The following is a 21,202-nucleotide window of genomic DNA, read 5'->3' as shown; positions in this document are numbered from 1 at the left end:
GTAACGAGATACCCCTGTTTTAACATCACCCATCATTTGCCGCGACCAGCCGGGAGGAAAACCAACAGGTCTGGTGCGGGAGGAGCAAAGAAATGCAACACCACAATTCAGGAGATGACCGGCTTGACCGGCGGGTTTTCATACCCTCTCTGGCTGTCCTCATCGCGGTCGTGGCCCCGATGATCCTGTTCCCCGAAGCGGGCCCTGCTGCTGTCAGCGCCGCTTTCGCTTTCGCCACCGGCCAGTTCGGCTGGCTTTATCTGCTCGCAGGCTTCGGCGCTGTCGTTTTCCTCGTCGGTCTTGCCATCAGCCGCTACGGCAACGTGCGCCTCGGCGGGCCCGATGATGCACCCGAATTCAGCTATTTCAGCTGGATTGCGATGATCTTCTGCGGCGGTATCGGCATTGCCATCGTCAACTGGGCGTGGGTGGAACCCATCTATTACATGCAGGGCCCACCTTTTGGCGTCGAACCGATGTCGGCGGCGGCTGCAGAATGGGCGCTGACCTATGGCCAGTTTCACTGGGGCCTGACCCCCTGGGCCATCTACTGCCTGCCCGCGATCCCGATCGCCTATTCCATGTATGTCCGCCGTCAGCCCGGCGTGCGCCTCTCGGTGGCCGCGCGCGGTGTGCTGGGCGATCACGCGGATGGCTGGGGCGGTGTGCTGCTCGATGCCATCGTGGTCTTCGGCATCGTCGGTGGTGTCGGCACCTCTCTGGGTCTCGCCGTGCCGCTTGTCTCCACCCTTGTCAGCGGCCAGCTTGGCGTTGCCCCCTCGCTTGGTCTTGACCTTGGCATTCTCGCGATCTGGACCGCGATTTTCGGTGCCAGCGTCTGGTTCGGCCTCTCGAAAGGGATCAAAATCCTGTCGGACACCAACGTCCTGCTTGCGATTTTCCTTCTGGCCTTCACGTTCATCGTCGGCCCGAAGATCTTCATCATCGAAGGCTGGGTGAACAGCTTTGGCCAGATGGCGTCGAACTTCGTCACCATGAGCACATGGACTGATCCTGTCACGCACTCCAGCTTCCCGCAGGACTGGACGATCTTTTACTGGGCCTGGTGGATTGCCTATGCGCCGATGATGGGCCTTTTCGTGGCGCGCATCTCGCGCGGCCGGACCATCCGCGAACTGATCGTGGCGGAACTGGTCTGGGGCTCACTCGGCTGCTGGGTCTTCTTTGCCGTCTGGGGCGGCTATGCGCTTGATCTGCAGGTCTCGGGCAGGCTCGATGTCTCCGCGATCCTGAGCGAAGGCGGCATTCCGGCAACTGTTCAGGCCATCCTGAATACCATGCCAATGTCAGGTCTGATCACGGCGGTGTTCGTGATCCTGTGCTTCATCTTTCTGGCGACCACGCTCGACAGTGCTGCATACGTCCTGGCCTCGGTCACCTCGCGCAAGCTCTCAGGCTATCAGGAGCCCAAGCGGTCCATCCGCCTGACATGGGCCTTTATCCTTGCCGCGGTGGGCGTGGCGCTGATCCAGCTTGGCGGGTTGAAACCGGTGCAGACATCAACCATCGTGGTGGCACTGCCGTTGATACCTGTACTGGTCATCCTCTCGCTGTCGCTGCTGCGCTGGCTCAAAGAGGATTTCGGGTCCGAAACCAGCCTGCACCACCTCGTGACCAAGCACCCGGCCGCCTGATGCGATACCGGCGGAGCGGCCTCAGTTGGCCGCTCCGCCCCCCTGAAACCCGACTGAAATACCGGATTACGAACATGAACAAAGGCACCTCATCTCTCCTGCCCCTGACAGGCGTCAAGGTCATCGACTTCGGTCAGTACATCGCAGGCCCTGCTGTGGCGATGATCCTCGCGGACCTCGGTGCAACGGTGATCCATATCGATCCGCCCGCAGGTCCGCTCTGGGAAAGTCCGGCCAATGCCACGCTGAACCGCAACAAGCTGATCGTAAACATTGATCTCAAAGACGCGGATGGCCTGCAGCAGGCCCGCGACCTGATTGATGAGGCCGATATTGTGGTCGAAAGCTTCCGCCCCGGCGTCATGAAACGCCTCGGGATTGATTTCACAGAGCTGCGCAAAAAGTGGCCCGACCTCATCACTCTTTCCATTCCGGGCTTTGCGTCCAATGACGAGCTGCGCTGCAACTGGCGCGCTTTTGAGAGCGTTATCGCGGCCCAGTCAGGTGTCTTTACCGATATGGGCCTGAACCGCGTCCTGATGGGGGTGAACCCGTCTTTCTCACCGCTGCCGCTGGCCTCTGCCTATGGCACGACGCTCGCGGCCTCTGCCGTGGTGCTTGCGCTTCAGTCGCGCGAGAAAACTGGCCACGGCGATCATATCGAAGTGCCGCTGGCCTCAGCCGTGATGGAAGGCCTGTGTTACAACTCGATCAAAGTGGATAATTACCCTGAGCGCTACAAAACCCAGCGTGAGGCCGAGATCGAGCGTCGCCGGATCGAAGGTCTGCCGATGAACGTGACCTATGACGAGCTTCAGGAACTGCTCGACCCCTTCTATCGCAGCTACAAATGCAAAGACGGGCGGATGTTCTATGTCGTTTGCCCGAGCCACAAACATCACGCCAAACGCTGCCTGAAAACGCTTGGAATCTATGATGATCTGGTGGCTGAGGGTCTGAGTGAGGAAGAAGACACTTATCTGCCGCTGAGCGAGTGGAAATCCGACGTGTCACTCGGGGTTTATCCGCTGCCGAAATTCTGGGCGGATAAGATCTCCGAGCGCATGAAAGTGGTCTTCATGACCCGCACCGCCAAGGAGTGGGAGCGCATCTTTGGCCGTGGCAAATTCCCCGGTGCACCCCAGCGCTGGCTGCAGGAATGGATCAACGACGACCATGCCGAGACAACCGGCCTGATGGTCGAGGTGGATGATCCCGAGTTCGGCCCGATGACACAGCCCGGCCCGATGGTCTGGCTGGAGGAAAGCGGCGAAGAGATGCTGGAGCCCAGAGCGCGCCGCACCGTTGAGGTGGCCGCCGCGCTGAAAACCCTGCGCGCGCTGCCGACCAAGCTGCCGAAACCGAAACCGGCGCTGGAAAAAACCGGCTGGCTCGACGGCGTGCGCGTGCTTGATATGTGCAACGTGATCGCAGGGCCTCATTCGGTGTCCTATCTGGCGCGCTTTGGCGCAGAGGTGATCAAGCTCGACCCGGCAACGCCCAACTATGACTGCTGGAACACCGTGATCTTCAGTCTTTCGCATGGCCGTGGCAAACGCTCCATCCTTGCGGATATGTCCTCGCCCGAGGGCCGCGAGGTTTTCGAAAAGCTGGTGGCCTCTGTGGATGTCATCGTCTGGAACGCGCCGGACCGCCAGGTCAAAGCCATGGGGCTCGACGTCGAAGGGCTTAAAAAGCTGAACCCTGAGGCGATCTTCTGCAAGCTCGACTGCTTTGGCGGTGTGCGCCCGGGGCCGCGGACCAACTATCTGGGCTATGACGATCTGGTGCAGGCGACCACAGGCATCATGCTGCGCTTTGGTGGCACCATGGACACGCCCGAAGAGCACGCGCACGTCGGCACCATTGACGTGATGTGTGGCTTCGGCGGCTCGCTGGGCATAGCTGCCGCACTCTATCAGAAGTACCGCACAGGCCGCATCGGGCGTCCTCGTACCTCGCTTTCCGCACTCAGCGGACTGGCGCAGATCCCCTTCTGCTATGACTACGAACGCCGCGGTCTCTTTGATGAGCCGGCGGGGCGTGAAGTGAACGGCTATGATGAGCTGACGCGCTTTTACTACACCTCGTCTGACCGCTTCGTGCTGCTCAGCGCCTATGAGGCGGACGTGCCGCGTCTGGCCGGAGTAGAAGGTTTCGAGGGACTTGAGGATCTGGCGAAAGAAGACCGCGCGGCCTTCCTTGCCGGTGTCTTTATGACCGCCCGTGCCAGCGACTGGGTCGAGCGTCTGCAATCGGCAGGCATCGGGGCTGCGGTCTGCGAGAATATTGAGACCATCCGCGCCTATTCCAGCCGGCCCGCCGATGGCAGGCCGGGCACCGATCTGGGCAGCTATTCCTTCTCGGTTTATGAGGATCACCCCAGCGGGCACGTCATTACCCAGCTTGATCCTTATGCCATCCGTCCCTCGCGCAGCACGATCTATGCGCCGGAGCCTGCGGAGAAATTCGGTAAATCCACCCGCGTTCTGCTTGAAGAACTGGGATACGGGGTGGCCGATATCGACGACATGATCGCAAAGGGTGCTGTCAGCGAGACTTGGTCCCGCGAATACCTGCCCAGCTGATCACAGCAGGCCGCAAATCGCCACATCGCCGGGACCTCCGGCGGTGTGGTGCGCAGACAAGGTGAGGAGACATCTATGGCTGAGAAAGATAAAAACCCCTTTCCGGGGGCTGCAGAGCAGGCTGAGATGGCGCAGCAGACCGCCGAAGTGGCGCGGCGCACTCAGGCCATTTTCACCGGGTTTATGGAGCGCCAGGCCGATGGCGATGTCCCGCCCGGATTTGACATGACCGCGGTGACCAGAGCCTTCTGGGAGTGGAATGCCAAGCTTATGCAGGATCCGCAGGCGCTGGTGAAAGCCAGTACCGCCTACTGGGAGCAGATGTTCCGGCTCTTTGCAGCGACCGGCCAGCGGATGTCCGGCAGGGAGGCCGAAGCAGTCGTGGCCCCCGCGCGCGGCGATCAGCGGTTCAGGCATGCGGCCTGGAGCGAGGAGCTGGTCTTTGATCATCTCAAACAGGCCTATCTGATCTATGCGGATTATGCCCAGGCACTGGCAGAAGAACCCGAAGGTCTGGATAAACACACCCGCCAGATGGTGAAGTTTTACACCCGCCGCGCGGTGGAGGCGATCTCACCGTCGAACTTTGCCCATTCCAACCCGGAAGTAATTGAACGGGCGAAGGAAACCGGCGGCAAAAATCTTGTCGATGGATTTGCCAGTCTGTTGCAGGATCTGGAGCGCGGCCAGGGCCGTCTGAAGATCACCATGACCGATCCGGATGCTTTCGAGGTCGGCAAAAACCTCGCAACCACCGACGGCGCCGTGATTTTTGAAAACGACATGATGCAGCTCATCCAGTATGCGCCGTCCACGAAAACGGTGCACGCGCGGCCACTGCTGATCGTTCCGCCCTGGATCAATAAATACTACGCGCTCGATCTGACGCCCGACAAAAGCATGGTGAAATGGCTGGTCGATCAGGGGCATACGGTCTTTCTGGTCTCATGGGTCAATCCCGGGCGTGACCTCGCGGGCAAGGGGTTTGACGACTACATGTTTGAGGGTCCGCTGGAGGCGATCGACGTGATGCGTCAGATCACCGGAGCCCGAGATGTGAATGTTGCAGGCTACTGCATCGGCGGCACGCTGGTGGCCACGATGCTTGCCTACCTCGCTGCAAAGGGCGACACGCCGGTGAATTCGGCAACGCTAATGGCCTGTATGACCGATTTTGAAGAGCCGGGCGATCTGGGTGTGTTTGTCGATGACGCACAGCTCGAAACGCTGCGCCGCGCGGTTGAGACCCGAGGGTACCATTCAGGCGAGGAAATGGCCTCGGTCTTTTCACTGATGCGCGCCAATGACCTGATCTGGAGCCATGTGGTCAACAACTACCTTCTGGCAAAACAGTCGCTGCCATTTGACATGGTGTACTGGTTTCAGGATTCCACGCGGCTGCCGCCGAAGATGATCCTGTGGTATCTCGACACGCTCTATAACAGGGATCTGCTCAAAAAACCCGGTGCCATTGAGATCGGTGACCAGAAGCTTGACCTGAGCAAAGTGGACGTGCCTCTCTATTTCATGTCCGCAGAGGAAGACCACATCTGCCCCTGGGCTTCGACCTATAAGGGCGCGCAGAACTTCACTGCCGACCGCGTATTTGTGCTGGGCGGATCGGGTCATAACGCCGGCGTGGTCAACCCGCCGACGAAAACCAAATACGGCTACCGTACCGGCGCGATGGAGGGGCATGACGCCGGCACCTGGATAACGCAGTCCACACAGCACGAAGGGTCCTGGTGGCCACACTGGAACGCCTGGCTGGCCGGGCAAAACGGTGAGAAAATGGTGACGGCCCGCAAGCCCGGCTCGAAAAAATTCCCGGTGATTGAGGCGGCGCCGGGACGCTATGTCACCGTCAGATGAGCCCGGATGACGGCACCGCAGGCAGGCTCCCGCCCGCGCCCGCGGCGCCGGACTGGTCGCTTGATGAATTTCGCCAGTCTGCTGAAAAACTTATCCGTGTGCGCTCCATCAATCCGCGCGGTTTTCACACCATCGCCTGCCAGGTGCATGGTCAGGATACCGGACTGCGCCCCGTCGTCTGTGTGCACGGTCTGACCCGGCATGGTGGCGATTTCCAAGACCTTGCAGAGGTGCTTGGCGCGCGGCGCCGGGTGATATGTCCTGACCTTGTGGGGCGCGGCGCGAGCGACTGGCTGCCCGATGCCAGCGATTACCATGTGGCGCAGTATAACTGCGATCTGACGGCTGTCATGGCGGCTACGGGGTGTGACGAGGTTGACTGGGTCGGAACCTCTCTGGGCGGGCTCTGCGGGATCATGATGGCCGGCATGCCGGGCAGCCCGATCCGCCGGCTGGTCGTCAATGATGTGGCCCCCGAGGTGCCGGTTGCCGCCCTGCGCCGTGTCAGCACCTATCTGTCAGACCCCCTGCGTTTTGCGGATTACACAGATGTGGAGCCCCATATCCGCGAGGTATATCAGGGCTTTGGCCCGATGAACGACGCAGACTGGCAGCAGATGGCACGCACCAGTGTTTACAGGGACACAGACGGCGGGTATGCGCCGCATTTTGACCCGGGCATCGGCGAGAATTTCCGCCGGTACTGGCTGCTCTATCACTTCAGTCTTTGGTCCTACTGGAAACGCATCACCTGTCCGGTCATGATCATCCGGGGCACCGGTTCCGATTTTCTGACACCCGGGCTGCTCGCACAGATGCTCGAACATCAGCCCGGCGCGCAGGTGCTTGAGCTTGACGGTGTGGGCCATACGCCGGTCACCAACCATCCGTCCGTCAGCGGTCCGGTCCGCGACTGGCTGGACGCCACCTGAGGCAGGGAGAACACGAGGCCATGCGCAATAAAATCCTCTCGGCAGATGAGGCCGTCCGGCTGGTCCGTGACGGTGACCGTCTGACCACATCAGGTTTCGTGGGGACGGGCGTGCCCGAAGGGCTCCTGCGGGCGCTTGAGAGACAGTTTCTGGAGACCGGCACCCCGCGCGGATTAAAGCTCTTTTTCGCCGCAGGGCAGGGCGACGGGAAAACCCGCGGGCTGAACCATCTGGGGCACGAGGGCCTCGTTGCGGAAGTGATCGGCGGGCACTGGGGCCTGATCCCAAAGCTTGCGCGCCTCGCCGTGGACGGCAAAATCGAGGCCTGGAACCTGCCGCAGGGGGTGATCAGCCAGCAGTTCCGCGAAACTGCGGGCGGCAGACCGGGCGTGATGAGCCGCGTGGGTCTGCGCACCTTTGTGGATCCGCGGCTGGAGGGCGGACGGATCAACGCCACCTCTCTGCGCGATGTGGTTGAGGTGACGGCAGTGGCCGGCGAAGAATACCTCTTTTATCCCGCGATGCCGATTGACGTGGCGTTCCTGCGCGGCACGACGGCCGATCCGATGGGCAATGTGACCCTTGAGAAAGAGGCGCTGACCCTCGACAACCTCGCCCAGGCCATGGCGGTGCGTAATTCCGGTGGTGCCGTGATCGTCCAGGTCGAGCGTACCGTGGCGCGCGGCGCGCTCAGTCCGCGTGATGTGCAGATCCCCGGCGTGCTGGTCGATGCGATTGTTGTGGCAGAGCCCGGTGATCATGATCAGACTTTCTCCACGCCCTTTTCCCATGCCTTCACAGGACGCTTTCGCGTCGACGCAGGCAGCATCGCGGCCGGGGCGCTGTCCGTGCGCAAGATCATCGCGCGCCGTGCGGCGTTTGAGCTGCCTGTGAACGGCATCGTCAATCTTGGCATCGGCATGCCCGAGGGGGTCGCCGCCGTTGCCGCTGAGGAAAAGCTGCTTGACCATCTGACGCTGACGACAGAGCCGGGCAGCATTGGCGGGCAACCGGCATCGGGGCTGAATTTCGGTGCCGCCACCAACACGGATGCAATCATTCCGCAGAACAACCAGTTTGATTTCTATGACGGTGGCGGGCTCGATCTGGCCATTCTCGGGATGGCCGAGGCCGATGGCACCGGGTCCGTCAATGTTTCACGCTTCGGCGCGCGGCTTGCCGGCTCCGGCGGGTTCATCAACATCAGCCAGAACGCCCGCGCGCTGGTCTTTGCGGGCACTTTCACCTCCGGCGGGCTCGATGTGGCGTTGAGCGACGGCAGGGTCCGTATCCTGACCGAAGGCAGCACTCAGAAGTTTCTGAGCGCCGTGGGGCAGATCACCTTCTCCGGCGCGCACGCAGCCGGGCAGGGACGTCCGGTGCTCTATGTGACCGAGCGCTGCGTTTTTGAGCTGACCCCGGACGGGCTGAAACTCACCGAGGTCGCCCCCGGCATCGATATCGACAAGGATATCCTCGCGCAGATGGGTTTCCGCCCGCTGATGGAGGAGCCTGCGCTGATGGATGCGCGGATATTCCGCGATGATCCGATGGATCTTCAGGTGGATCTGCTCTGGCTCGACATCAACGACCGTATCGCGATGGATCCCGGCGGCACGTATCTTTACAACAATTTCGAAAAGCTCAGGGTCCGCCGTCAGAGCGACGTAGACAACATCCGTACCCGTATCGAAGAGGTGTGCAGCACGCAGCCCGGCCGGGTCGATGTTATCGTGAACTACGACGATTTCCGCATCGATCCTGAAATCGAGCAAAGCTACGCGGCGATGGTGCAGGACCTCGAAGACCGCTTTTACCGCGTGGTGACGCGCTATTCGAGTTCGGCCTTTATGCGCATGAAGCTGGGCAGCACTTTCGAGCGGAACGTTGCACCTCATATCTTTGAAAGCGCGGAGGAGGCCCGGAAATTTCTTGCGGCAGGTGACGTATGAAAGAAGAGCCGGGGAGCGTTACCGGCACGCCACTGCGAGGTGGAAAACATCCCCGCCAGTCAACTCGACATGGTGCAGCCTGCCGCCTGTGGCATCTGCACGGAACGGTGCTGCGTCCCGCCCTCGCAACCAGACCGGGCAGGGGTATGAGAAAAATGCACCGCTGTGCCTGCCGCTGACACAGGTCTCAGCAAAACAGTTGCCGGTGTCAGGATGATTGCGCTATCTCTGAGCTGTTGGTTTTCGGTGGGGCGAAGATGTCGAGGGATCTGTTCACTGCGTTGCCGTCCTGGGCGGTGTTCCTTGGAACCGTGGCCATTATCGCGATGGCGCTGGAACTCGGATACCGATTTGCCAGATGGAAGGATACCGGCGGGAATACATCCGAGGCTGCCGGCACGGGCATTGCCACAGGCGCCATTCTGGGCCTCGTGAGTTTTCTTCTCGCCTTTACCTTCGGGATCGCTGCCAGCCACTTTGATCAGCGAAAATCAGTTGTGCTCAACGAGGCTAATGCCATCGGCACTGCTTATCTGCGCTTTGATTTTCTTGACCCGGAGCCGCGGCGCGAGGCCATTGCCCTGATCACGGAATATACCGAAGTCCGTCTGCGGGCGGCCACGGATTATATTGATGAGGCAAAGTTCAACGCGGTGGTGCGCCGCTCTGAGGACATTCAGAGCCGGATCTGGGACATCGTCGTGCGCCACGCGAAAGCGAACCCTTCACCCAACAGTGCATTGCTGATTTCTTCGGTGAACGACATCATTGATATCCATACTGAACGCGTCACCCGCGGGGTGCGCAACCGCATTCCCTGGGCAATCTGGGCCAGTCTCTATCTGGTGTCATCCCTCGGCGTTGCTGCTGCGGCCTATCGAATATCCGCAAGCTCGGGGCGCCGCTCGGAATTGCTGCCCGCGCTTACGGTGGCCTTTGCGGCAGTGATCACGCTGATCTCTGATCTGGATGACCCCAGACACGGGTTTCTGAAAAGCGATCAGGCAGCTATCGAAAGCGCCCTGGTTTCAATGAAGTCCCGCGAATAGACGCCCGCGCCGGCGCCTCGGCCGGGCGCTCAGACCCTCACCCGTCAGGTATCTGCTGATGTAACCCGGCGCCCCGCGCCCGGTTTTGCCCGGTCAGCCCGTTACTTTTTGCCTTTCGCTTCGGCAGCCGCTGCCTCCTGTTCGATCTGCGCCTGAACCGCGCCGCCTGCCGCGGCACCGACGGCGGCGCGCTGATCGGGTGTCAGCTCTTCTTCGTCATCCAGTCCGGGGATTGCCACGCGGACTTCACGGCGGGCAAACTCGATGCCGTTCGCTTTGAACTCGTTGCGCACGCGGTTGTAAATCTCCTTGCGGATCGTGAACTGCGTGCCCGGTCTGGCCATGAACTTGCCGCGCATCACGATGCCAACGTCATCAAACTGGAACACGCCCTGGCTCTTGAAGGGCTCGAGGAAATCATCCTTGAACAACGGGTCTTCAAGCATCTCGGCGCCGATCTTCTTAAAGATCTTTTTGACCTTATTGGGATCGGTGTCGAAGGGAACGGTGAACATGAGCTTCATGATGACCCAGTCGCGGCTGAAGTTGGTCACCTTGTCGATGCCGCCATAGGGGATCGTGTGCACATTGCCACGGTGGTGGCGCAGCTGCATAGAGCGGATCGAGATTTTCTCGACCGAGCCCATCGTGCCGCCAACGTCCACGTATTCTCCGACCCGGAAGGCATCATCCACCAGAAAGAAAACCCCGGAAACGATATCCGTCACCAGTTTCTGCGCGCCGAAGCCGATGGCCAGACCAAGGATACCGGCCCCCGCGAGAAGCGGCGTCGTGTCGATGCCAAGCGAGCCGATGGCAAGCAGCGTGAAAATCGTGCCGATCGCGATCTGAGCGGTAACCAGCACCAGCGGCAGAACAGTTGCAAGGCGAGAGCCACCGGCACCACCGCCTTCGCCGGCTTCCTGATCGCTGGTCATCGACGAGGACATCTCGCGCGTCAGACGTCTGTTGATCCAGAGCGAGACCAGCTCGTAAATGATGTAACCGATGGCACAGATCACCATAAATTCGATCAGATTGCCGGCAAACTGTTCTCCGGCACCGGCCGAGGCGATATTGGCCAGATCGATCTCCCAGGCGTTCGCGATGATCAGCACGATTACGCCAAAAGCCAGCACCCGTCCGATGCGGATCATGCTGCGTTTGTTGGATTTGTATGCCTGTTCCGCAACCGGCCCCTGACCGATCATCGGCGGCTGCAGATGGCGCACCAGCCCGCGGATCGCGGTGTCGATGATCGGCGCCATCAGCAGCCAGAACATGGTGGTATAGTGCGGCGCTTTGAGCAGCAGCGCCACATTGCCAAAGCCGGCAACGATCATCGCCAGCACCCAGGTGCAGGCCGACACAGCAATGGCGAAATAAGGATAGGCGCGCGCCGAAATCTCGTCATAGGCGGTCCGGTCGGGATCGGTGCCGCGCATCATCTGTGTCAGACCTTCGCGTGCCGTCCATGCGATCACCGCGATATAAATATGCATGGCCAGGTTCAGCCAGAACCCCAGCCCGGTCTCCCCGACCGGGACGCCGAACTGTGCATTGAAACCGACAATAAAGAGCGTGAACCCGCCCAGAAGACCCAGACCGATCAAATTGCGGTGCAGGTACTTTGCCCAGTGATCGCTGACGCTCATCAGGCGCAGTTCCGGGTGGTCCGGTGCCAGGGCAAAGCGCGACAGCGATGCGATGAGCCGCGGAATCAGGATCAGCAGACGCACAGCCGGGGCCAGCACGGCCACCTGTTCTGCGCTGAGAAAGGAGACACCGACGATGCGGATCACAATGTAAAAGACCACCAGACCAAGGATCTCACGCCCCAGCCTGCGGGCCAGAAATCCGAGCGTTCCGGCCAGCGTGTCCGTGGCCGGCTGTGCTGCGGCACTGCTTTTGCTCTGCACAAAGCGTTTAAACAGGATCTCGGCGGCAAGTCCGAGCCCCAGGGCCAGCACAAGCCAGCCGGCCAGCGCCATGAGGCCCCCGGGACCAAAGGCCGCGCCGAAGTTCGAAAAGGCATCGATCTGCCGCGTAAAAAGCAGCGGGACTTTGGCAATGGTATCCGTGACCGGCGTGAAAAACGCGCGCCATGTCACCGCGAGCTGATCGGCAAAGGTGACTGCTTCCGCCTCAGCGGCCCGTTCTTCCCTGATCATTGCATCGAGCTGCTCAATCAGAAGGCTTCTGACCTGATCATCGGGCATGCGCGCCACCAGATCGCGGATCGCCTCGGGGCTTTGTGGCAGCTCAGCTGTAGCGGCATCTGTCGCTTCCGAACCGGAGGCGCCCGACAGGTCCGGCACCTGCGCCATGGCCGGCGATGCGCCGAACCCCGTGATGGTGAAAAGGAGGAGTGCGAGCACCAGTTGAATACGCATATGAGCTTCCTGTCTTCTGTCCCCACGCAGATGACCGGCATACTCCGCAGGCGCGGACAGACGTCAGATGCGTATCTTTCCTCGGCTGGTCTCCGGTGGTCCGTGCGGCTTTGCGCGGGCTTGCCGGTCCCCACCGGCGATGCCGGAACTCCGGAGGCAGTCGCTGTGTCGACAATGCCCTCAGAATTCGCCAAAAGCAAAGCCTGAAGCCCGGCAACTGAGCCGTTACAGACCCCTTCGGGTATTTTGTTGCCCGCTCACAACGAGGGCGGGCGAAGCCGCCGCCAGAGGTATCGCGATGTCTTCGGCTGTTTCACGGCTGCGCGGCGGCCGGATTCTGCAATCGCTGCGGGTAAACTGCCTTAAGTTCGGGCAGGTGGCGAATTTTTGGTTTCAATAGCGGTAATATTCTTTACCGTCTGGTCAAATCGATGACTGTGACTGAATACCAATAACGGGGGAAAACTCATGTTACATACAACACGGACAAGCCGGCGCACCTTTCTGCTGACTTCTGCTGCTGCGGCACTGATGGTCGGACTGACAGGCGCACGCCGGGCTTTTGCTGCCGAACCCATCAAAACTGCGGGCATTTACACCGTGCCGGTGGAGCAGCAGTGGGTCAGCCGTATCCATAAAGCTGCCGTCACTGCGCAGGAGCGGGGCGACATCGACTATTCCTTTTCTGAAAACGTCTCCAACACGGACTATGCGCGGGTGCTGCGTGAATATGCCGAAGCCGGCAATACGCTGATCATCGGCGAAGTTTTCGGTGCCGAACAGGAAGCGCGCGAAGTGGCCGCCGAATACCCGGAAGTGGCCTTCCTGATGGGATCGAGCTTTAAGGAAGACCCGGCACTGCCGAATTTTGCGGTATTCGACAACTATATTCAGGATGCCTCCTATCTGTCCGGTATCATTGCCGGATCCATGACAGAAAGCGGCAATATCGGCATGGTCGGCGGCTTCCCGATCCCGGAAGTGAACCGGCTGATGCATGCCTTTATGGCGGGCGCGCGCGAGATGAACCCCGACATCACCTTTCAGGTCAGTTTCATCGGCAGCTGGTTTGATCCGCCCAAAGCCAAAGAGACCGCCTTTGCGATGATCGAAAATGGTGCTGACATCCTTTATGCTGAACGCTTCGGTGTGTCGGATGCTGCACAGGAAAAGGGCATCCTGGCCATTGGCAACGTCATCGACACCCAGGCGGATTATCCCGAAACCGTTGTGGCCTCCGCGATCTGGCACTTTGAGCCGACGCTCGACAAAGCCATCGCTGAAGTACAGGCGGGCACTTTCACTGCTGCCGATTACGGCGTCTATTCCTTCATGAAAGAAGGCGGTACCACACTCGCACCGCTGGGCACATTCGAGGGCAAGGTCCCGCAGGAGGCGCTGGATCTGGTCGCCGAACGCGAGGCCGCTATCAGAGACGGCAGCTTCACGGTGGAGATCAACGACGAAGAGCCCACCTCCTCGTCCTGAGCTCAGCCCCGTGGGCACGCCCGGACCGGAGGTTTTACGCCTCGACAATATCACCAAACGCTTCGGCGCGCTGACCGCAAATGATGCGGTCAGCCTGTCGTTGCGGGCAGGCGAGGTTGTCGCTCTGCTGGGCGAGAACGGCGCGGGTAAAACCACGCTGATGAACATCCTCTTCGGCCAGTACACGGCCGATGAGGGCTCTGTAGAGGTCATGGGCAAAACACTGCCGCCGGGTAATTCGCGCGCGGCGCTTGAGGCCGGTGTGGGCATGGTACACCAGCATTTCACCATGGCCGACAACCTGACGGTTCAGGAAAACATCACCCTCGGCACGCGCAGCATTTTCAGCCTGCAGACCGGGCAGGCCGCAGACCGCGCGCGCATCACAGCACTCTCAGAGCGGTTCCACCTCGCGGTCTCTCCCGACGCTCAGGTCGCCACCTTAAGCGTGGGGGAACGCCAGCGCGTTGAGATCCTCAAAGCGCTCTACCGAGATGTGAAAATTCTGATCCTTGATGAACCGACGGCGGTTCTGACCCCGCAGGAGGCCACCGACCTTTTTGCGACCCTGCGCCAGGCGGTCTCGCACGGGCTGTCGGTGATCTTTATCTCGCACAAACTGCATGAGGTTCTGGCGATTTCTGACCGGGTCGCCGTTCTGCGCCATGGCCGGATGGTCGCCGAAGTAAAGACCCCGGAGACGGATAAGGATGCGCTCTCCGCCCTGATGATGGGTAAAACCGCAGAGCCGCCCGAGCCGCGCCCGGCCACGCCGGGTGCCACGCTGATGCGGCTGGAAAAGGTAAGTACGCCAGATCAGGGCACTGTGCCCGGGCTGCACGGCGTGAGCCTTGATCTGCGCGCCGGAGAGATCACCGGGCTTGCCGGTGTCTCGGGCAACGGGCAGGCGGCACTGGCCGGCATTGTCGGCGGGATGATCGCGCCGCAGTCCGGCACGCTCTTTCTCGCCGGTGAGCCGGTGACGCGCTGGTCCGCGCTGCAGGCCATCCGCAGCGGCATCGCGCGGATCCCCGAAGACCGCCACAAAACCGGAACCATCGCTGATTTCTCACTGACGGAAAATGCCGTGCTCGAGCGCTACCGCGACGGTGATTTCAGCCGCGCAGGCTGGCTGAACTGGCGTGCGGCCCGCGATTTTGCCTCGGGCATCATCGACAAATATGACGTGCGCTGCCCGGGGCCCGGCACGCGCATCCGGTTGCTCTCGGGCGGGAACATGCAAAAGCTGATCCTCGGCCGGGTGCTGGAGGCGGGACCGCGCATCATTCTGGCCAATCAGCCGGTGCGCGGGCTCGATATCGGTGCTGTGCATTATGTGCACGCGCAGCTGCTGGCTGCGCGTGACGCAGGTGCGGCCGTTTTGCTGATTTCCGAGGACCTCGATGAGATCCGGGCGCTGGCCGATGTGACCCATGTGATCGCCGACGGGCGGCTCTCGCCAGGCTTCGCGCGCGGCAGTAAGACGCCGGCTGAGCTGGGCCTCTGGATGTCAGGTCAGGCCTTTGAAGAGGGGGTGGCCCATGCGTCTTGAACCGGTGGAAAACCCCGGCGTCGCACGCCGGCTCGTGCCGCCTGCCGCCGCACTTGTCGTGACCGTGCTGATCGCTTCGCTGCTGGCGATGCTCGCGGGTGCCAATCCGTTTTCCGTCTTCGGGCTGATCATCAAAGGTGCCTTCGGGTCAGGCTTTGCTCTTGTGGAAACGCTCAAACGCGCAACACCGCTGATCTTTACCGGGCTCGCGGTTGCGGTGGCCTTCCGGGCCAAATTCTGGAACATCGGGGCAGAGGCGCAGCTTTTTGCCGGCGCGCTGATCACCGTTCTGCTGGGCACCGGCGCGCTGACCTGGCCCTCCTTTGCGCTGCTGCCCGTGCTGGCCATCGGCGCGGTACTCGCGGGCGCCGTACTGCTGCTGATCCCCGCACTGCTGAAAACCCGCTTTGGTGTGGATGAGGTCGTCACAACACTGCTGTTTAACTTCATCTTCCTGCTCTTCATCTCGATGCTGCTCGAAGGGCCGATCAAGGATCCGATGGGTATGGGCTGGCCAAAGTCGGCCCGGGTCATCCCGGAGGCCCGCCTGCCGCAGATCATCGAAGGGATCCGCCTGCACTGGGGCTTTGCCCTGTCGCTGATCTCTGCCGTCGTTGTCTGGGTGATCCAGACGCGCAGCACGCTGGGTTATGAAATGCGCGCCGTGGGGCTCAATCAGGAAGCGGCCCGCTTCGCCGGCATTCCGGTCAACCGGGTGCTGGTCAAAACGGCGCTTCTGTCGGGCGGTCTCGCGGCCCTCGCGGGCTTTTCCGAAGTGGCCGGGCTCAAGGGCAGCCTGACGCTCGATCTGTCGCCGAATTATGGCTACACCGGCATTATCGTGGCCATGCTGGCGCTGCTGCATCCGCTGGGTGTGGTGGTGGCGGCCCTCTTTGTCGCCGGCATCTTTGTAGGTGCCGACAGCATGAGCCGTGCGGCCGGTGTGCCGACCTATCTTGCAGATATTATGCTGGCCACAGCGCTGTTGCTGATGGTGCTCGCGATCATGCTGACGCGATTTCGTGTGGTACGGGGGTAGGGCGCTATGGAAATCCTCGAAATCCTCTTTACCGCCAGCTTCTGGGCCGCTGCGATCCGCATTGCGAGCCCGCTCATTTTCGCCACCCTTGGAGAACTCATCTGTGAGCGCGCAGGCGTGCTGAACCTCGGCATCGAAGGCATCATGGTCGCGGGGGCCTTTGCCGGATGGATGGCGGTGTATTCCGGCACCGGGCTCTGGACGGGGGTTGCGGTTGCGATGCTCGTCGGCATGGGGTTCGGCCTGCTGCACAGCCTGCTGACGGTGCCCTTTGGGCTTTCGCAGCATGTTGTGGGGCTCGGGGTCACGCTGCTGGCAACATCGGCCACTTATTTCGCTTACAGGCTGGCGCTGCCCGAAGTCACCAGCCCGCCCAAAATTACCGCTTTCCAGCCATACGAAATCCCGCTCCTCTCGGATATACCGCTGGTCGGGCCCGCGTTTTTCGCGCAGACCCCCTTTACCTACCTTGCCTTTATCATGGTTGGACTGGTGGCCTGTGTGCTTTACCGCACCCCGCTGGGACTGGCGGTGCGGGCAGCCGGCGAAAACCCGGCGGCGGTCGCGGCACAGGGGCTCTCTGTGACGGCGATCCGCATGGGGGCGGTAATTTTTGGCAGCGGGCTCATGGCCGTGGGTGGCGCGTTCCTGACCATGTCCGCCTTTGACAGCTTTTTCTTTGAGATGGTCAACGGGCGCGGCTGGATCTGCATCGCTCTGGTGGTTTTCGGCTCCTGGCGCCCGGGCAAAGCGCTGCTGGGCGCGGTGCTCTTTGCAGCCTTTGACGCCCTGCAGATACGCGTGCAGCAGACCTCCTTTGGCGCCAATATTCCGTATCAGATCTTCCTGATGATGCCCTATATCCTGTCCATCCTCGCGCTGATCGTCATGTCGCGCCGTGCGGTCGTGCCCGCCGCCCTGATGGTACCGTTCAACAAAGGAGAGCGCTGATGTTTGACCTCATCGTAAAGGGTGGCACGCTGACCGACGGGCGCGTCACCGACATCGGCATCGAAAAGGGCGTGATCAAAGCCATTGACGCGCTTGAGGGTGCCGAAGCCGGCGAAGTGATTGATGCCACCGGCGATCTTGTCAGCCCGCCTTTTGTCGATCCGCATTTTCACATGGATGCCACGCTGTCTTATGGCACGCCGCGCATCAATGCCTCGGGCACGCTGCTGGAAGGCATCGGCCTCTGGGGGGAACTCAAAGAGGTGATGACCCACGATGAGGTCGTCGCGCGCGCGCTCGATTACTGCGACTGGGCGGCCTCTACGGGCCTGCTCGCGATCCGCAGCCATGTGGATACCTGCGACGACCGGTTGCTGGGAGTATCCGCACTTCTGGAGGTCCGCGAAAAGGTCCGCGGATACATCGATCTGCAGCTGGTGGCCTTTCCCCAGGACGGTTTTTACCGCGATCCGACGGCTCGCGCGAATACGATCCGCGCGCTTGATATGGGCGTTGATGTGGTGGGCGGCATACCGCATTTTGAACGTACCATGGCGGACGGGGCGGCCTCGGTTACGGAGCTTTGCGGGATCGCCGCCGAACGCGGTCTGCAGGTCGATATGCATTGCGACGAAACGGATGATCCGAACTCGCGGCACATCGAAACACTGGCCTCTGAGACGCAGCGCCTGGGGCTGCAGGGCCGGGTCGCCGGCTCGCACCTGACCTCAATGCATTCGATGGACAACTACTATGTGTCCAAGCTGCTGCCACTGATTGCAGAGGCCCGGATTAACGTCATCCCGAACCCGCTGATCAACATCGTGCTGCAGGGCCGGCATGACACTTTCCCCAAGCGGCGCGGCCTCACGCGGGTGCGTGAGATGCTGGCCATGGGCATCAATGTGGGCTGGGGGCAGGACTGTGTGCTTGATCCCTGGTATTCACTCGGCACTGCGGACATGCTGGACGTGGCCTTTATGGGGCTGCATGTGGCGCAGATGACCAGCCCTGCGGATATGCGCACCTGTTTTGACATGGTGACCACACATAACGCACGCACAATGGGGCTTGAGGGCTACGGGCTGGAGGTCGGGGCGCAGGCGTCTCTGGTGGTGCTGGATGCGGGCGATCCCGTGGAGGCGCTGCGCCTGCGCGCCGGGCGGCTCTGCGTGATCGCAAAAGGGCGCGTGATCAGCCGGCGCGCGCGGGGCGATGCACAGCTGTCCCTGCCGGGGCGGCCGGCGCGCGTCACCCGCCGGCATACGCTTTAGAGACAACCGGGCAGGGGCCGCAGGACCGGCGCAGGGAACGCAAAGCGCAGGCAGGACACGGCCTGACCGGCACTGAGACCTTGATTCTTTGCCGCGGAGTTCTGACAGTGATACCGGTGCGGCAGCGGGCTTCGCGCGATCCGGCGCATCTTCTGCGCCGCTGCAAACCAGACAGGAGAGGCCTGATGAAAGACGCCGTTGACGAACTGCGCGAGAACGTCTCCCGCCCCTTTGAAGCAGCTCGGGCGATGCCGCCTTCGGTCTACACCAGCGATGCCTTTCTGCAGCGCGAACTCAACGACATCTTCGCGCAGGACTGGTTCTGTGCCGGACGCGCCTCATCACTCCTGGGTGCGGGCGATTACCTGACGCTGGATCTGGCGAACCAGCCGGTGATCGTGCTGCGTGATGGCACAGGGGATTTGCGCGCGATGGCAAATGTCTGCCGCCACCGCATGTCCACGCTGCTGGAAGGGCGCGGCACCGTGCGCCGCATCGTCTGCCCCTATCACGCCTGGACTTATAACCTCGACGGGACTCTGCGCGGCGCCCCGGCGATGGAGCAGAACACCGGTTTCTGCAAATCTGAAAATACCCTGCCGGAGATCCGCTGCGAGGAATGGCAGGGCTGGATTTTCGTCACGCTGAACCCTCACGCACCGCCCGTCGCGGCACAGCTTGCCAGGCTTGAAGAGATGATCGGTGATTTTGGCATGGCCGAATACACCGAGACTTTCACCGAAACGCATGTGTGGGACACCAACTGGAAGGTGCTGGCTGAGAACTTCATGGAAAGCTACCATCTGCCGGTCTGCCACGCGGGTACCATCGGCGGGCTGTCGAAGCTGGAGGAGATGGTCTGCCCGCCGGGAGAGGCCGCGTTCAACTACCATACGATCCTTAAAGACGACACGCTGAAGATCGCGCTGGCGCATCCCGACAACACCCGACTGACCGGTGACCGGCGGCGCATGACCTATCTGATTGCGATTTATCCCAGCCTGATGATCACCCTGACGCCCGGCTATTTCTGGTATCTCTCGCTGCATCCGAAGGGCCCCGGCCAGGTGCATATCAGCCACGGCGGGGGCATGTCGCCGGAGTTCATCAGTGACCCGGAGGCAAAGGCGCAGCTGGATCAGCTCAGAGATCTGCTTAAGCGGGTGAACGAAGAGGACAGGGGCTGTACGGAAAAAGTGTTTCGCGGGCTTTCCTCCGCCACCGCCCGGCCAGGGCCGCTCTCGCATCTGGAGCGCCCGAACTACGATTTTGCACAGTATATCTACGGGCGCATTGCCGCAGCGGCAGACGGCGGCGGGCAATGACACATCGCCGGATCCGCCCGTTCAACACCCGCGAGACCTATCCTGAGCAGGCGCTCGACAATGACCTCTGTCAGGCCGTGGTGACCCGCGGTGGCAGCACCGTCTGGATGCGTGGCCAGTGTCCGCAGAACCTTGACGATGCGGGCAGCATCGACAGCCACGATCCGGCAGAGCAGACCCATAAGGTGATGCAGAACATCCGCCAGCTGATCGAAGAGGCCGGCGGCGAGATGGGGCACCTGGTGAAACTGGTGGTTTACATCACCGACGTACGCCACCGCGAGGCTGTCTACCGCACCATGGGCGAATACATCAAAGGGGTGCATCCGGTCTCGACCGGGCTGGTGGTGCAGGCGCTGGCGCGTCCGGAATGGCTGGTGGAGATCGACGCCACCGCGGTGATCCCGGAATGACGTTTTCGCTGGTCGCGCGCTGTGCTGAGACGGGCATGTTCGGCATGGCGATTGCGTCATCTTCGCCCGCCGTTGCCGCGCGTTGTGTCTATACCCGCGCGGGCACGGGGGCCGTGGCGAGTCAGAACGTGACAGATCCGCGTCTTGGCCCTGCGACACTGGATCTGATGGCGGCGGGACTGAGCGCCTCTGAAGCAGTGGCCCGCGTCATCGCGGAAACGGAATTTGCAGATTTCCGTCAGGTGCTGGCGGTTGATGTGCAGGGGCGCGTGGCGGTGCATTCCGGACCGGAAGCGCTCGGGGTCTTTGCCGATGCGGCCGGGCGTAATGTGATCGCGGCGGGCAACCTGCTGGCGGATAAAGCTGTCCCTGCGGCCATGGTCGCAGGCTTTGAGCGCGCCGCCGGTCATTTCGGTGACAGGCTGCTGGCCGGGCTGCGCGCCGGTCTCTGCGCCGGCGGCGAGGCGGGCCCCGTACATTCAGCGGGCGTGCAGATCAGTGACGCGGTCAGCTGGCCCGTGGCAGACCTGCGGTGCGACTGGACGGAAACCTGCCCGGTCACAGCGCTGGAGCAGGCGTGGCGGGTCTATAAACCGCAGATTTCAGATTATGTGCAAAGGGCGCTGGATCCCCGCGCCGCGCCCTCTTACGGGGTGCCGGGCAACGAATAGACAGCTACCGAACAGAACGGCCCGCGCGTGCGGGGGCCTGCCTTCTTG

The 21,202-nt window shown here is 61.6% G+C and carries 15 protein-coding genes; 14 read left to right on the top strand and 1 reads right to left on the bottom strand.

Annotated elements, in window-relative coordinates; genetic code table 11:
• Window positions 1-92 precede the first annotated feature (92 nt).
• The 6 genes from G3256_RS12545 to G3256_RS12520 all read left to right on the top strand — a co-directional run bounded on the left by G3256_RS12545 (window position 93) and on the right by G3256_RS12520 (window position 10,048).
• Window positions 93-1,655 (top strand): BCCT family transporter, encoded by a 1,563-nt coding sequence (locus G3256_RS12545; protein ID WP_169641146.1) that lies wholly within the window; start codon window positions 93-95, stop codon window positions 1,653-1,655.
• Between the two features lie 74 nt (window positions 1,656-1,729).
• Window positions 1,730-4,243 carry a CoA transferase gene (locus tag G3256_RS12540; protein ID WP_169641145.1) on the top strand — a complete coding sequence of 838 codons (2,514 nt, stop codon included), beginning with the start codon at window positions 1,730-1,732 and terminating at the stop codon, window positions 4,241-4,243.
• A gap of 75 nt (window positions 4,244-4,318) precedes the next feature.
• The gene (locus G3256_RS12535; protein WP_169641144.1) at window positions 4,319-6,115 is read left to right on the top strand and encodes a PHA/PHB synthase family protein; all 1,797 of its coding nucleotides are present in this window, start codon (window positions 4,319-4,321) and stop codon (window positions 6,113-6,115) included.
• A complete protein-coding gene (locus tag G3256_RS12530) occupies window positions 6,112-7,047 on the top strand; it encodes an alpha/beta fold hydrolase (protein WP_169641143.1) in 936 nt (311 codons plus the stop codon). The genes G3256_RS12535 and G3256_RS12530 overlap by 4 nt, the downstream gene beginning before the upstream one ends.
• 20 nt (window positions 7,048-7,067) lie before the next feature.
• Complete coding sequence (locus tag G3256_RS12525; RefSeq protein WP_169641142.1) at window positions 7,068-8,999, top strand: acyl CoA:acetate/3-ketoacid CoA transferase; 1,932 nt, start codon at window positions 7,068-7,070, stop codon at window positions 8,997-8,999.
• Between the two features lie 257 nt (window positions 9,000-9,256).
• Entirely contained in the window at window positions 9,257-10,048 is a 792-nt protein-coding gene (locus G3256_RS12520; protein WP_169641141.1) for a bestrophin-like domain, read from the top strand.
• A gap of 101 nt (window positions 10,049-10,149) precedes the next feature.
• Here G3256_RS12520 and G3256_RS12515 read toward each other — a convergent pair whose 3' ends face one another.
• Complete coding sequence (locus G3256_RS12515; RefSeq protein WP_169641140.1) at window positions 10,150-12,441, bottom strand: mechanosensitive ion channel domain-containing protein; 2,292 nt, start codon at window positions 12,439-12,441, stop codon at window positions 10,150-10,152.
• 468 nt (window positions 12,442-12,909) lie between these two features.
• Between G3256_RS12515 and G3256_RS12510 the strand changes: the two genes are divergently transcribed.
• From G3256_RS12510 to G3256_RS12475, 8 genes are all read left to right on the top strand, one after another.
• Window positions 12,910-13,929 (top strand): BMP family protein, encoded by a 1,020-nt coding sequence (locus G3256_RS12510; protein WP_169641139.1) that lies wholly within the window; start codon window positions 12,910-12,912, stop codon window positions 13,927-13,929.
• A gap of 10 nt (window positions 13,930-13,939) precedes the next feature.
• Entirely contained in the window at window positions 13,940-15,481 is a 1,542-nt protein-coding gene (locus G3256_RS12505) for an ABC transporter ATP-binding protein (protein WP_169641138.1), read from the top strand.
• Window positions 15,471-16,520, top strand: a complete 1,050-nt coding sequence (locus tag G3256_RS12500; protein WP_169641137.1) for an ABC transporter permease — start codon at window positions 15,471-15,473, stop codon at window positions 16,518-16,520. Before G3256_RS12505 ends, G3256_RS12500 begins: the two co-directional genes overlap by 11 nt.
• Before the next feature lie 6 nt (window positions 16,521-16,526).
• Complete coding sequence (locus G3256_RS12495) at window positions 16,527-17,471, top strand: ABC transporter permease (protein ID WP_169641136.1); 945 nt, start codon at window positions 16,527-16,529, stop codon at window positions 17,469-17,471.
• A complete protein-coding gene (locus tag G3256_RS12490; protein ID WP_169641135.1) occupies window positions 17,471-18,745 on the top strand; it encodes an amidohydrolase family protein in 1,275 nt (424 codons plus the stop codon). Before G3256_RS12495 ends, G3256_RS12490 begins: the two co-directional genes overlap by 1 nt.
• 185 nt (window positions 18,746-18,930) lie before the next feature.
• Window positions 18,931-20,070: an aromatic ring-hydroxylating oxygenase subunit alpha gene (locus G3256_RS12485; RefSeq protein WP_169641134.1), complete on the top strand. Its 1,140-nt coding sequence runs from the start codon at window positions 18,931-18,933 to the stop codon at window positions 20,068-20,070.
• Complete coding sequence (locus G3256_RS12480; protein WP_169641133.1) at window positions 20,067-20,483, top strand: RidA family protein; 417 nt, start codon at window positions 20,067-20,069, stop codon at window positions 20,481-20,483. The genes G3256_RS12485 and G3256_RS12480 overlap by 4 nt, the downstream gene beginning before the upstream one ends.
• Window positions 20,480-21,154: a DUF1028 domain-containing protein gene (locus G3256_RS12475; protein ID WP_169641132.1), complete on the top strand. Its 675-nt coding sequence runs from the start codon at window positions 20,480-20,482 to the stop codon at window positions 21,152-21,154. Before G3256_RS12480 ends, G3256_RS12475 begins: the two co-directional genes overlap by 4 nt.
• Window positions 21,155-21,202: the final 48 nt, after the last annotated feature.

Origin of the sequence: Roseobacter ponti (genome assembly GCF_012932215.1) — a bacterium.
Taxonomy (GTDB): Bacteria; Pseudomonadota; Alphaproteobacteria; order Rhodobacterales; family Rhodobacteraceae; genus Roseobacter; species Roseobacter ponti.
Note: the sequence above shows the minus strand (reverse complement) of the source record. Positions and strands in the feature narration are given on the sequence as shown.

Bases quoted from the DNA above. Each gene is read 5' to 3' on its own strand.
- G3256_RS12535 (WP_169641144.1), top strand. From the start codon at position 4,319: ATGGCTGAGAAAGATAAAAACCCCTTTCCGGGGGCTGCAGAGCAGGCT.
- G3256_RS12515 (WP_169641140.1), bottom strand. From the start codon at position 12,441: ATGCGTATTCAACTGGTGCTCGCACTCCTCCTTTTCACCATCACGGGG.
- G3256_RS12545 (WP_169641146.1), top strand. From the start codon at position 93: ATGCAACACCACAATTCAGGAGATGACCGGCTTGACCGGCGGGTTTTC.
- G3256_RS12480 (WP_169641133.1), top strand. From the start codon at position 20,067: ATGACACATCGCCGGATCCGCCCGTTCAACACCCGCGAGACCTATCCT.
- G3256_RS12490 (WP_169641135.1), top strand. From the start codon at position 17,471: ATGTTTGACCTCATCGTAAAGGGTGGCACGCTGACCGACGGGCGCGTC.
- G3256_RS12520 (WP_169641141.1), top strand. From the start codon at position 9,257: ATGTCGAGGGATCTGTTCACTGCGTTGCCGTCCTGGGCGGTGTTCCTT.
- G3256_RS12485 (WP_169641134.1), top strand. From the start codon at position 18,931: ATGAAAGACGCCGTTGACGAACTGCGCGAGAACGTCTCCCGCCCCTTT.
- G3256_RS12500 (WP_169641137.1), top strand. From the start codon at position 15,471: ATGCGTCTTGAACCGGTGGAAAACCCCGGCGTCGCACGCCGGCTCGTG.
- G3256_RS12530 (WP_169641143.1), top strand. From the start codon at position 6,112: ATGAGCCCGGATGACGGCACCGCAGGCAGGCTCCCGCCCGCGCCCGCG.
- G3256_RS12525 (WP_169641142.1), top strand. From the start codon at position 7,068: ATGCGCAATAAAATCCTCTCGGCAGATGAGGCCGTCCGGCTGGTCCGT.
- G3256_RS12495 (WP_169641136.1), top strand. From the start codon at position 16,527: ATGGAAATCCTCGAAATCCTCTTTACCGCCAGCTTCTGGGCCGCTGCG.
- G3256_RS12510 (WP_169641139.1), top strand. From the start codon at position 12,910: ATGTTACATACAACACGGACAAGCCGGCGCACCTTTCTGCTGACTTCT.
- G3256_RS12475 (WP_169641132.1), top strand. From the start codon at position 20,480: ATGACGTTTTCGCTGGTCGCGCGCTGTGCTGAGACGGGCATGTTCGGC.
- G3256_RS12540 (WP_169641145.1), top strand. From the start codon at position 1,730: ATGAACAAAGGCACCTCATCTCTCCTGCCCCTGACAGGCGTCAAGGTC.